The organism is Paraburkholderia xenovorans (assembly GCF_046030735.1).
GTDB classification, from domain to species: domain Bacteria; phylum Pseudomonadota; class Gammaproteobacteria; order Burkholderiales; family Burkholderiaceae; genus Paraburkholderia; species Paraburkholderia xenovorans_A.
Window position 1 is genome coordinate 19695 of sequence record NZ_JAQQBV010000032.1, and the last position, 12964, is coordinate 32658.

The window sequence follows — 12964 nt, forward strand, 5'->3', positions numbered from 1 at the left end:
CCTTGTGGGAAGACAGGCTAGTAAAGCGTCACACTGACCGGCGCGAGTCCTTCGATACGTCCGCTCGCGGTGCCCGCGTGCTTCGGGAAAAACATGCCGGTGTAGGAACCGGTGGTGACGACCATCTCGGGCGTCACCGCGATACCGCGCGACGTCGCGTGATTGACGAGCCACGCGAGCAAACGCCGCGGATCGCCGGCAGGATTCGCCGGCGTGGCCTTTACCACATCGTGGCCGTCGAAACTGAAACGCAGCGACGGCGCGACGAACGCAAAGTCGTCGCGATACGGCGTAAATTCGCCGACGATCAACGCGCCGTGATTCTGCAGATCCGCCAGTTGCGCGAGTTTGTCGACGTTCGGCCACCCGGCGTAACGGCTCGCGACGATTTCGATCGTCGCGCCGATCGAGCCGATGCCCGCGTGCACATCGGCTTCGCTATAAGGCGTGCTCGACGGCTCGAAGCGGCGCGCGAAACGGAAAGCGATTTCCAGTTCGAGCCCCAGCGGAGTGAACACATCGCGCGGCAAGCGTGCGCCGTCGGCGTGCAGATCGGTGTCAGGTAACGGCGCGCCCTGAATCGGGCCGCTATCGGACTTCGCACCGATCTTCCAGCCGCCGATTTGCGCGCCGTTCACGCGCAGAATCTCGTGCTGGATCGCATAGGCGGCCACGCCGTCGGCGGGAGTCTGGTCCGCGGCCAACACGTCGAGTGTGAAGTGATCGCGGCGCGCGTCGGCAAGACGCTGGCTCAAGGATGGAGTCATAGTCATTGGGTTTTCGCTTACACGCCGAGGCTTGTTGCCGTCTGCGCATCCGCGTTGTCGCTGAGGGAGAACCTGCTTTCGGGCTGCATGCGGAATGCGAGCACCACGCCGATCGCCATCAACAGCATGCTGCCGACGAACGGCAATTCCCAACTGCCGAAGTAATCGATCAGGAAGCCGCCGACTACCGGCGAAATGATCGCGGCCAGTGCCGAGCCGGTGTTCATCATGCCGCTGGCGGTGCCCGAGTATTCCGGCGCGATGTCCATCGGAATCGCCCACATCGGGCCGATCGTCATTTCCGCGAAGAAGAAACCGGACGCGAGACACGCCATCGACAGATACAGGCTGTGCGTGAACATCAGCGGCACGAGCGAGATCAGGCAGAACATCATGCAGACCGACACCATCCAGCTCCGCGCACGCTTGAGGCTGCTGGTGCGCGTGAAGATCCAGTCCGTGACGATACCGCCGAGGGTATCGCCGATCACACCCGCAAAGAACACCACTGACGCGAAGATCGCCGACTTCTGCAATTGCAGGTGGTAGCTGTGCAGGAAGTACTGCGGAATCCAGCTCAGGAACAGCCACAAGGTCCAGCCGTAGCAGAAGTAGACGATCGTGACGGGCCACATGCGGCGAAACAGTTTGCCCCAGGGCACGCGAGCGGGTTGCGGCTTCGGCGGCGGCAGCACCGCGAGTTCGGCGGCGGTGATGCGCGCATGATCCTTCGGATGTTCGGTGAACGTGAAGGCCCACACGGCCACCCACAACAAGCTGAATACACCGCAGATATAGAACGATTCGCGCCAGCCCCAGGTCGCCATCACCAGCACGATCAGACCCGGCGCGACTGCATTGCCGATCCGCGATGCGGCGTGCGTGATGCCCTGCGCGAAGCCGCGTTTTTCTTTTGCGACCCAACGCGCCATCGCCGACGTCGCGGCGGGAAACGTCGCGCCTTCGCCGAAACCGAGCAACACGCGTGCCGCCAGCAGCGACAGCAGGCCGCCGGCGAAACCGGTCAGCAAAGTCGCGACGCCCCAGATCGCGCCGCAGAAAATCAGCGTGCGTTTTGCACCGAAACGGTCGCTGACCCAGCCGCCGATGATCTGGAAAATCAGATACGGATACGCGAAGGCCGAGAACACGAGGCCCACTTCAGTATGAGAAAGATTGAATTCCTTGCCGAAACCCGCAGCCGCGGTACTGACGTTCACGCGGTCGAGGTAAGTGATGAAGTACATGATGCAGAGCATCACTAGAACGATACTGGTCGCACTGGTCACACGAAACCGCTTCATCGTCGCTCTCCGTTGCAGTGTTTCGACGGCGCGCATCGAGTGGCGCGCCGCCTCGTTGCCCTCCGGCACACGCCGCGGGGCATCGCATGGTGTTCAGGGCCGCGTTCTGCGCACGGCTTTCTTGGGGAAGGATTCCCCGCCTTCCCTTGCTGCGAGTGACTGCTTCTTTGCTTTTCGTTGCGTTGCTGTTTTGCGCTGCTGTGTTGCGTTGCTGTGTTCAGGCGACGGCTTTCAGGCCGGACGCGTGGGTCGGCTGGCTCAACCACTCCATAGCGGCAGGAAGACCGCTTTCCTTAAGGGGTATACCCGCAAGACGCAGACCCATTTCGCAACCGGCGAGCGTCGCGAGCAGCGTCAGGTCGTTGCAGTCGCCGAGATGGCCGATGCGGAACATGCGGCCCTTCATCTTGCCGAGGCCTGTGCCGAGCGACATGTCGAAACGCTCGTAGATCAGCTTGCGCACCGCGTCGGCATCGACGCCGTCCGGCATCATCACGCCGGTGAGCACCGGGCTGTACACCGACGGGTCCGCGCACTGGATCTCCAGCCCCCACGCCCGCACCGCGCGGCGCGTGGCTTCGGCGAGACGCTCGTGGCGCGCGAATACGTTGTCGAGCCCTTCGCCGAGGATCATTTCCAGTGCTTCATTGAGGCCGTACAGCAGGTTCGTGTTCGGCGTGTACGGCCAGTAGCCGGTCTTGTTCATCTCGACGATGTCGGTCCAGTCCCAGAAGCTGCGCGGCAGTTTGGCCTCTTTGCTGGCCGCGAAGGCCTTCGGCGAGATCGCGTTGAAGCTGATGCCCGGCGGCAGCATCAAACCCTTTTGCGAGCCGGACACGGTGACGTCGACGCCCCATTCGTCGTGGCGATAATCGGCGCACGCGAGGCCGGAAATCGTGTCGACCAGCAGCAGCGCCGGATGGCCGGCGGCGTCGATCGCGCGACGCACGGCGGCGATGTCGGAGGTGACGCCCGTCGAGGTTTCGTTGTGCACCACGCACACCGCCTTGATCGCGTGTTGCGTGTCCGCGCGCAGACGCGCCTCGATCATTTGCGGCTGCACGCCGCGCCGCCATCCTTCGATGCCGGGCAAGCCGAGGAACTCGGGCTTGAGGCCGAGGCTTTCGGCCATCTTTTTCCACAGCGTCGCAAAGTGGCCGGTTTCGAACATCAGCACGTTATCGCCGGGGCTCAGCGTGTTCGACAGCGCGGCTTCCCAGGCGCCGGTGCCCGATGCCGGATAGATCACCACCGGTTGCTGCGTCTTGAAGATTTTCTTGATGCCGTCGAGCACCTTCAGGCCCAGTTCGCCGAACTCGGGACCGCGATGGTCGATGGTCGGATAGCTCATCGCCCGGAGGATACGATCGGGCACCGGGCTCGGACCCGGGATCTGCAGGAAGTGGCGGCCAGCGGGATGAAAGTCGAGCTTCAGCATGGGGTTCCTCCGATTGAATTTTGCATTCAAAAAACTATATCAGACGATCTGTGACGGTCCCAAGGCGAAAATCGCCGGTGTTTACCCGCGCGTTACTTAATATTTCCGCTTCCGATAAAATCTCAACCAACAGAGAGGGTGAGGGGTTTTTGTATGCAAAATTCGGATTTCGATTCAGGTGTGACCGCTTCCCCGCTGATGCCGAAGGTCGAGCGGCAGCGTCTGCATGACACGGTGGTGGAGCACATCCGGCGCTTTATCGTCGAAGGCGTGCTGGAGCCGGGCAAGAAACTGAACGAGCGCGAGTTGTGCGAGACGCTTGGGATTTCGCGCACGCCACTGCGCGAGGCGCTGAAGGTGCTGGCAGCCGAAGGGCTGATCGAGATTTCGCCGAACCGTGGCGCGTCGGTGTCGAAAATGTCGGAAGCGGAGTTGCGCGAGACCTTCGAATTGATGAGCGGCCTTGAAGCTTTCTCAGGCGAACTGGCGGCCGAGCGGATGACGGCGGCGGAGTTGGCCGAGATCAAGGCACTGCATTACGCGATGCTCGCGTGCCGCACGCAGAACGATCTGGCGGGGTACTACAGCCGCAATCAGGCGATTCACGACAAGATCAATGAGGCGGCGAGAAACTCGGCGCTGCGGCAGACCTATATCGCGGTGAACCGGCGCTTGCAGGCGTTGCGATTTCGCTCGAATTTTCAGACGCCGAAATGGGATCGGGCGATTCATGACCACGACGAAATGCTGAAGGCACTCGAGGCGCGGGACGGGAAGAAGTTGAGCGCGATCTTGCGGCAGCATTTGCTGGAAAAGCGGGATGCGGTTTTGCAGGTGCAGTCGCGCGAGGAGATGGCCGGGGGCGGGAAGTTGTCCACTTAAAATGTTGGCAAGGGTGTGGATAAGTTTGGCATAGCGCGGGTAAGTGGTTGATGCGGCGGCGGTATTTGGCGGCGGGTTGTTCGTAGGCAGCGGCGATTCAGGGCGCCTTTGCGTAGCAGGGGCGTCATTGACAGATTTGTTCGCGTTATACAGACGCGCAATGACATCTGCGGCGGTTTCCGAGTTTTCGATCATTTTCTCGATCCTGCGTACAAGCGCCGCACAAGCGGGCCAAGTACTTGACCCTGTGGGAATATTTGCGCGGGGCTCATCTATGGGCATCCTTGATCAAAGGCGATTCAACATCGACATAACTGCCCGCACAAGCTGCCTCGATACCGTTCGCCCTTTTTCAGCACCGGATGAACCCGCCTGACAAACTTGCCCCGCGTGATGGAGTGGAAGTTAGTCAGTGATTCCACTCACTCTTTGTCCTTCTGGTACCAAGTCTGGGTGTTGCTTGTATATCGGAATAAGTGTCTGCTCAAACACCGTGTACATGATCTCTCCCGCGGCAATTTTGAAATTTTCCAGCTCCTCACTTGAGCAATGATTCTGAACAAAACAAATCGCCTCATCCAACGCCTCGTTTATCTTCAGCATCCGGCGACTTACTTCGACTGCCGATGTTTTTTCTTGAAACATGACTTTCTACTCCTTCTCAATAGATCAATTCCGAATTTCAGTGGCAGCGCAACTTGCTCGTCAAAATTGTGAACACTTACATGTTGCGCTAAATTCTCGGACACCCGCTGAGTTCAGCACAATCGTTAACACAATTCCAGAATCTGTATCCGCTGTCGCCGCTAGGTAGCACGGTGCTTGAACATTTTCTCCGGCACACCGTTCTGATGGCCCCGCAATCAGAGTCGTCCTTGCATTTTATAAATCCGGACGATTGGACCGCATCGGTCGCAAACAGCTTCGCGTATAGCGCACTCCGCTGCGACAGGTTCGGAGTCAATACAGGAAACGGTAATTGATTCTGCGCCGCAATCTGAATCTCGATGGGATCATCCGTGACCGGCTTCCCGGTCCTCGCATCGATATAAAGATCACGCATGAACAGCGACCACGCCGGGCGTGCCTGAATAAAGCCGCATTCCGGACAAACGGCGCCGACACTCACGGATGCATCCGAAGCAAGCGATCTTGCCCAGCCAAGAGGGCTAGCGGGAGGTCCGACAGGATCAACACCCGACTGATAGTTATCAAGCCACTTGTCGGTGTCGTCACTGCTGATCGCAGTCGCCAGGGCACCATTGGTTGCGACCGAGGCATCGCGGGACACTATTTTTCCATCGGCCGAGTAGCGGTAATCAACGGTCAACAGACGCCGCTCCCTGCCAATTGACCATATCGGCCGCTCGTCATACGCGAAGCGACTTACCCGCCCCCTCACGTCATACGCAATCTGCGTTTCGCGATAGTTACCGGTTTGCCACGTGACTCGGTGCGCTGCATCCCGATCCTGGTCGCCGAACAACCAATTGGAAATGAGGTTCTGCGCTGTGTTGAGATTACCTGTGAAGTCGTAGAAGTACACCCAGTCCGCGACCTTGACATTGTTGACGTACGTTATCGCCTCTGCCAAGCGATTAAATTGGTCATAGCGAGCACCAATGGATTGTTGCTGCCTTCCATCCCAAGTCGCGTCAAACCCCGCCTCGCCCGTAGAATCGTTTGTGATTCGTTCGTTATAACCAGTGACGTTTCCCTTGGTGTCATATACGAATGACATCAACTTCCCCGGCATGGCAACGGTTGCCGGATGGAGGCTTATTGCATCTGCATACTGCACGGATATAACCGAAACTCCGGTGGAGGTTGTAACCGTTGCTTTGACGGGGCGCCCGGTGGCGTCATATAGGTAATCAGCTTTGCGCGTCAGTGCAGTCGTCCCCAAAAGATCACCCGAGGCATCCCATATCAAAGCACTCGGCAGTGATCCGAGGCTGCCCGTTGGGCGCAATGCCCCCGCTATGATCAAAAAAGAAAGCGTCCGTGTTCCATTGCTATCCGTGACTGAAGTGCCCTCTGATCCGTATGCGAACTGCACGTTTCGCGTCGTGTCGGGATGACTGACCGCAGTCGCCCGGCCCTGTAGATGGTATGTCCAAGTTGCAACGCGCAAGCCGGTTTCGTCGACAACGCCGGTCAGCGCACGTTTTGAATAAGCGTCTGTGTACACGTATTGCCGTACGTTCCCGTCCGGCCATGTGACGGAAGTCAGATTGCCCCATAGACCGTACTTATATTGCGTGATCCTGCCCACAGGATCCACTAATCGCGCAAGCCGACCGGCCGTGTCATATTCGAGTCGAAGGATCAGGTCGTGCGCAGTCTTGGTTCCGGGACCATGCTGGGTGAGAATAGAAAGCCGCCCCGACCCATCGTAAGTTAACGTTCTGACGAACCCGGTTTTGGTTGTCTCTGCCAACAAGACGCCCTGCGCGGAATATGTTTCCACCATTTCCGTCACGAGATCGGTAAGCAACCAATCCGCTCCATTGTGCGTGAGTGTTAAGCCACTGAAGACCGAGGTGCGCCATGTGCCGTTCGTCAGGCTAAAGGTAATGGGCTCTCCGTTTGCCCGGTAAGCATTGACCTTCACGACACTGACCCCGGCACCAACGATATCGAGCTTGCGCTGCCAGTTATGCACCCAGTTCGAACCAACAGCCTTCGTATTTAATGGGTATGGTACGGAACGGTAAGTGCGCGCGAACACAAGGGGAATCTCGTCGCCGCTGACAAAGTCATTCTCAGTCGTTGTGACAACACCGCTAGCGGCAAATACTGGGTCATTTACTGGACAGGTCGCGTCGGACGGGGTACCGCCTGCCGCGCCAGCGCAATAGTCCGGTATCCAGGCTCCGCAGTTGTAGTAATTCAAATAGTTGAAGGGATCATCCGGACCGTCGTTCATGGGCATGGTACCGCCAGTCTGTAATGCACATTCAGGAGTACCCGGAATTCCTGATGACTTTTGGAACAAGAGCATGCATTGGTCTTCTGTCGCCGAATGAGTGTAAGTAGCAGAAGCCAATAGTCCGGACATCAAAAATAGGCAGCTGATTTTTCTTAGATATCGACTAAAACGCTTCCACGCTTTCATACTTTTCTTTCTCATCTGGTTGACGGGCACGCCAACTTTTCATGAGATCGCGATCGATCGATATCCGACAACTCCTAAAAGCGTAGTCTTTTTTACTTTGTGACCACATCGGTCGATCGAAACTGACGAGCCAGGTATGTCAACGTGCACTCGTCTGTCAGAAATTGCCAAACGTGAAGATGACATTGCGGATTAGCAATGTGCCGAAAGACTGAAGGACACAAGGAACAAGCGCATGAAAACGGAGTAAGCAATTGATCGACAAGTGAAGGTCGCGACGCCCTCGACGGCAGTAATTAGAACGTGGCCCCAATCGGTCTGCTTGAGCTACGCGGCCGCGAGATCAGTCTGCCTGCGAATCTGCTGCCCGCCTTTCACGAGTTCCGCCGTCGTGTAACGCCAGAGCGTGCGGCTCCTGTCATCAACGTAATGCCACTTGGCCCGCCATGTCCGCAACCTATCCGGTAGATCCCCGTGTAGTGACCAAGGTAATTTTTCATAACCTGCGCAACTCGTTCCCAGCGACGCAGCGTCAGCTGCCAAACCTGCTAATTGATCACTTAACAATCATCAGGTTAACGAAATCAATACGAGATAGGCACGTGGTGAAAAATCCTGAAGAAAAATCCGACGCATCGGTCTTTGGCGGGGAACATTGCGTATGACGACTTCAATGGTTTTCATTCGTCATCGTATCAACTGGAAGAACGAAGGTTTATGGTCATCTGAGTGTGGAATGTCGAACGGTGCATTTATCGACAACGTTAGCAGGCGCGTCCCGGCCAAGTTCTCCACAGAAATTGTTTGCAACTCCGTGGATAAGTCTTCCCCCACAGCGCTCAACGCCACGCCACAAGGCTTTGCGGGCCATGTGAGGGGAAATTGAGCATTCCCCGCTGGCCGCCAAACATCGTTCCCCCACGTTTCCCCACACGCTGCGGCGCGGGGAAACTGCCTTTCCCCTCAACGGGAAAGGGCCGACATATTAGACATGTGTTTTGTAAAGCGTTCAAGCTAACGGCGATTCGGGCGCCGATTCTACAAGTCACTTGTTAAAGCAGGAAGCTGACGGACTGGTTGTGCGTGCTGCGGCGCACACACGATGGGGAACGCCAGGAATATTCCCCACGCCGCGCGATGATAGGGCTACAGCTCCCAGCGCTGCCCGTCTTCCGTGACCAGCCAGGGCGTATGGCAGCACGGGTCTTCAAGCACCGGGACGCCATTGAATTCGCACCCGTCGTAATGAATGCCCGAGCGTCGCACGTGCAGTTCATCACACAGCATGCGCTTGTGGTCGGGATGAAGAACCAGCTCGACAGGTTGCTCCCCGCGATTCCTTCAGATACCGGTAAAGCCCGTCCGTGATAAAGGCGCAGGCGCTCATGCCTGGCCGGAAACTCAATGTCATAAATCACACCCCATGATTTTTTGCGGGTCACGCTGCCGATTCTGCGGGGGAGCCGTGAAGAGAAGACCGCCTAAAGGCTGACTTGGCTCGTAGAACTAGCGGGCTACTCGGTGCTGCGACCAGAAATGCGACGGTCGCAGCACCAGGCGCCTTGGCCAGTCACTCCTCTGGTGGCTCGTCAATGGGGTGCTGCGTGACGTTTAAACGCCTTTTGACCTCCGGGCGTCCCTCTGCGATCACGTTGAGCATTGCAACGCCGAGCTGTCGTGCTAATTCATCGTCGAATTCGAACTCTTGGTCGTCCACGAAGAAGGGGACCTCTATACATTCCGCCAAAAGTGGAGCCACGCTGGCTGACTCGACCATTTGCATAATCAATTGTTGTGGATCTTCGACGTAGGTGACAACCATTGAATATGGTGGACGTTTACGCATTAATAACCCCTACATTCCTGATATCTGTCAAAAGCGTTCTCCATGCATAGGGCCCAGTTCCGCTTCCCTCTTGTCCCGGCCAACAGCCGGCATGCATCAACATCATTTTCATAATGTGCATGGCACGCATGCCTCATGGGATTCGCGACCACCGCACTTTACCATTCCCCCATCCCCGCTCCCGCCACCAAAAAGCGTACTGTAGAGCGTTGACCGCTTCGCAGAACTCGTCAGATCCGGCACAAGCACTGGATGAGGAACCTGCGCCTGATCGCTCGCCATCAACTCGGTGGTTTCACGCCATGCCGGTAGTGGTTCGCTCAGTTCATGCCCGAACAGCTTGCGTGTCGGCAATGCCCTCCAGGCCATGTAGCATTCGACGCACATGTCAGGAACGAATGCCGGAGCATCCGACTGGAGTCCTGTCAGGTTCGCGGGTGGCGCAACCGGGTCGTTCCCGAGTTCCCAGTTCGTCAGCCAGACACCCAGTTCAGCATCACTGATCGGCTTCCACCTGGCGCCATTCGTTGACACCTGAGCTGTGCGCGAGGATACCGTACCATCTGGACCGTACCGGTAATTAACCTGAAGAACACGGGCAAGTCCGCCATTCAGCGCGCTTCCTGGCTCGTTGTACTGAAAAGAAATCACGCGACCGCGCTCATCGTATCCGATGCTCGCCTGACCACTGTTACCCGCTATCTGCGTTGCGCGATTCTCAGCATTGCGGGCAAGCGTCCGCATCGACCAGCCAGATACGGCATCCTGCACTGACTCGACATTGCCCCGTACGTCGTATGTGTAGGTCCAGTCTTCACGCTTCGAGCCATTGCCGGTGATCGCAGCCGACAGAAGACGGTTCGCCGGATCGTAGCGTGCGCCAACTGTCCACTGATTACCGGTCCCAATGGCCTGCATCCCCTGGTCGCCCGTTGGATCGGTCGTCTCCGTTTCGGCGTAGCCAGTGACGTTGCCGCGCTGGTCGTAGACAAACGCACGGATTTTTCCTGGCGTGGCGACCAGATGCGGACGCAACGAGGTACTGTCGCCGTACTCAATCGTCGTTACCGTCTTGCTGCCCGCAACTGTTGTAATCGCTTTCGTCGGCCGGTTGGCGCCGTCCCACGTGTACTGTGTACTCCCATCCGGTGTAACGGTCTGCTTCAGGTTCCCTGATGTGTCCCATGTACGTGAGACCGCGCCCCCAGGCGTAACAATTGAGCCGGGACGAGACGTATCTCCAACATCAAAGGAATACGTGCTATTGCCGGACATATTGCTAACAGTGGTCGCGTTCGTGCCATAACTAAGCGAAACGTTACGTGTCGTGTCGGGATGGGTGACCGAGATAGCGCGTCCGCTGGAATCGTAGGCCCATGTTGCAATCCGCGAACCAGATTCGTCCTTGATCCCCGTCATCGCGTTGGGGAAGCGGGCATCCTCATAGAGGTACTGACGAACCTTTCCAATCGGCGCGGTGACAGAAACAAGATTACCTTTCGCATCGTACGCATAATGCGTCGCGTTACCCGAAGGCGGCACTACACTCAGGATGCGACCATTGCTGTCGTATGTCAGACTCAGTGTCAGCCGCGATGCTGCCTGGCCTATCCGGTCAACGGGCCACTGTGCGATCGAATCAATCCGTTGTCCAACATATTCAGCTTCACGGTACATACCCGTGCGGGTTGTCTCGGAGTGAAACTGACCTGTGCTGGCAGAGTATGTTTCCGTTGTGCCAAGCCGTTCGTCCTTCAGGTAAAAGTATCCGTCGCCAGCTTTCGTGAGCGAAAGACCCGACGTACCCGGCACCGCCCACGCTCCGCTCACCCACTTGAATATCAGAGGCTGCCCGTTATTCCGATACGCAGTGATCTTCGGCGTGCCTGCATTGACCGAGGTCAGATCAAGCCGTCGCTGCCAGTTGCTTGCCCAGTACCCGCCCATCGCTGTCTGCGCCTTATCGAACGGCTTCGAAAGGTAGCTACGACTGAACACAAGCGGTGATGCGTCACCGCTTGCAAAGTCAGTTTCAGAAAGCGTGACAATCCCGTTCGCCGGAAACACCGGGTCTGCCACGGGACAGGTTTCGTCCGACGGCGTTTCGGTTGAATTGCACCACTGGTCGATCAGCGCGAGGTCACTGATACAGGCATAGTTGCCCATCCCGCCAAGTGTATTGCATGAATCCGGCCAGGAGCCGGACCAACATCCCACCTGAACAGTCCCTGATCCTGTTTCTTTTCATGTTGTCCCTATTTGTTAGTACTTGGCTAAAGCCAAAGCACCGTATCGGAACGACAATGAACAGAAAATCCGATAATTCCTAAAATCACACCGGCCTTTCACAACGTTGCGTTGACTTCCATCCACACCTACATGCGATGTACGAAAACAATCCAGTGCCTGTCATCCATTGACAGATATTCGGCTTCTCAACGTGTACATCCAAAATGACTTCAACGCGACGCATCCTTCTGCCGAAGTGATTCGGGCAATCCATACAACACGATCAGCGCGCAAACCAGGCTCATCGCGCCGATCACATACAACGCGGGCGTCGTGCTGCCGGTCAGGTCTCGCACTCGGCCGACCATCACCGGACTGACAATCCCTCCGAGCTGCCCAAGCGTGTTGATCAACGCGATCCCGCCGGCAGCCCCTGCCCCGGTGACACGCTTCGGCGGCAGCGCCCAGAACCACCATGCAAATCGCGCCACACACATAAGGCACTGCGGTCAGCAGCCCGATCACCGTCGGGTTGTTGGTACCCGGCGTGAGCGTCATGCCGCGCGCGTTGCGCTAGAACAGCGTCGCGCCGACCGCCTGCTCGAGTTCCAGCAGACGCTTGCTCGCCGCAGACACGGCGATCGCCTCGCGCTCGGCGGCACGCGTAAGCGTGCCTTCCTCGTAGACGGCGAGGAACAGTTGCAGCGTGGTGAGGTCGCGCCTGCGCAGGAGGTTTTTGATGACCATGGCGGGGCGTGCGGGAGTTCGATCAGTGGTAATCATCCTCTAGCTGATGCCGCACAGCTAGTACGGTGATCGTCTGACTGCTTTCTATCTCGAACAGGGCGACATATCCCGCGCCGCCAAACGGGATCAACAATTCGCGCAGAAATGGCGTGTCCGACTGCGCCTTGCGGCAGGTGAACGGCGACGTGCGAAGCGTCGCGATCCCATCGCGTATCGCTTGCAACGCGCGCTCGGCCAACGCGAAATCCGTCTCGTCTCTGTCGAGGATGAAGTCATATAGCCGGTCGAGGTCAGCGGCAGCAGCACGCGTAAAACGAACCTGATACGTCATCGTTTCTTCTTCGCCCGCGCCTTTGCCTTGTCGAGCCGGGATTGCAGAGCGGCGACCACATCGTCGGCCGACACGTAATCGCCGCTTTGCTTCGCCTCTTCCCGCGACGCAAGCCCGCGCGCCACGAATTCACGACGATTCAGACGCCGCGCGACATTGTCGCGAATAGCCTGCTCGACGAAGCTGGAAATGCTTTCGCCGTCGAGCAGCACATCTTCGGCCGCCGCTCGCAACTCAGGCTCGACACGCACCGACGGAAAATTGGCGCTTTTCATGATTCACTCCATGCATCGCATTTGCGA

10 protein-coding genes and 2 pseudogenes are annotated in these 12964 nt (G+C 57.7%); 1 reads left to right on the forward strand and 11 read right to left on the reverse strand.

What is annotated here, in order from left to right; genetic code table 11:
* Positions 1–17: 17 nt before the first annotated feature.
* From PQQ51_RS26235 to PQQ51_RS26245, 3 genes are all read right to left on the reverse strand, one after another.
* The gene (locus PQQ51_RS26235; protein ID WP_408499952.1) at positions 18–767 is read right to left on the reverse strand and encodes a 2-keto-4-pentenoate hydratase; all 750 of its coding nucleotides are present in this window, start codon (positions 765–767) and stop codon (positions 18–20) included.
* Between the two features lie 17 nt (positions 768–784).
* On the reverse strand, positions 785–2071 hold the full coding sequence (locus PQQ51_RS26240) for an MFS transporter (RefSeq protein ID WP_408499868.1): 1287 nt from the start codon (positions 2069–2071) through the stop codon (positions 785–787).
* Positions 2072–2288: 217 nt separating this feature from the next.
* Positions 2289–3509 carry a pyridoxal-phosphate-dependent aminotransferase family protein gene (locus tag PQQ51_RS26245; protein WP_408499869.1) on the reverse strand — a complete coding sequence of 407 codons (1221 nt, stop codon included), beginning with the start codon at positions 3507–3509 and terminating at the stop codon, positions 2289–2291.
* 153 nt (positions 3510–3662) lie between these two features.
* On the opposite strand from PQQ51_RS26245, the gene PQQ51_RS26250 reads away from it, so the two are divergent.
* A complete protein-coding gene (locus PQQ51_RS26250) occupies positions 3663–4391 on the forward strand; it encodes a GntR family transcriptional regulator (RefSeq protein WP_408499870.1) in 729 nt (242 codons plus the stop codon).
* A 405-nt stretch (positions 4392–4796) separates the two neighbouring features.
* Here the strand turns inward: PQQ51_RS26250 and PQQ51_RS26255 are convergent, their stop codons facing one another.
* The 8 genes and pseudogenes from PQQ51_RS26255 to PQQ51_RS26290 form a co-directional block, all read right to left on the reverse strand.
* Positions 4797–5036 (reverse strand): hypothetical protein, encoded by a 240-nt coding sequence (locus PQQ51_RS26255; protein ID WP_408499872.1) that lies wholly within the window; start codon positions 5034–5036, stop codon positions 4797–4799.
* A gap of 88 nt (positions 5037–5124) precedes the next feature.
* A complete protein-coding gene (locus PQQ51_RS26260) occupies positions 5125–7509 on the reverse strand; it encodes a DUF6531 domain-containing protein (RefSeq protein ID WP_408499873.1) in 2385 nt (794 codons plus the stop codon).
* A 1570-nt stretch (positions 7510–9079) separates the two neighbouring features.
* Positions 9080–9331, reverse strand: coding sequence for a hypothetical protein (locus PQQ51_RS26265; RefSeq protein WP_408499874.1), 252 nt, complete (start codon positions 9329–9331; stop codon positions 9080–9082).
* 132 nt (positions 9332–9463) lie between these two features.
* Positions 9464–11521, reverse strand: coding sequence for a DUF6531 domain-containing protein (locus tag PQQ51_RS26270; protein ID WP_408499875.1), 2058 nt, complete (start codon positions 11519–11521; stop codon positions 9464–9466).
* A gap of 293 nt (positions 11522–11814) precedes the next feature.
* Positions 11815–12127: pseudogene (locus PQQ51_RS26275) on the reverse strand (MFS transporter); the annotation flags it as partial.
* 33 nt (positions 12128–12160) lie between these two features.
* A pseudogene (locus tag PQQ51_RS26280) lies at positions 12161–12331 on the reverse strand (LysR family transcriptional regulator); the annotation flags it as partial.
* A 22-nt stretch (positions 12332–12353) separates the two neighbouring features.
* Positions 12354–12662 (reverse strand): type II toxin-antitoxin system RelE/ParE family toxin, encoded by a 309-nt coding sequence (locus tag PQQ51_RS26285; protein WP_408499876.1) that lies wholly within the window; start codon positions 12660–12662, stop codon positions 12354–12356.
* Positions 12659–12937, reverse strand: coding sequence for a YlcI/YnfO family protein (locus PQQ51_RS26290; RefSeq protein WP_408499877.1), 279 nt, complete (start codon positions 12935–12937; stop codon positions 12659–12661). Before PQQ51_RS26290 ends, PQQ51_RS26285 begins: the two co-directional genes overlap by 4 nt.
* Between the last annotated feature and the right edge of the window lie 27 nt (positions 12938–12964).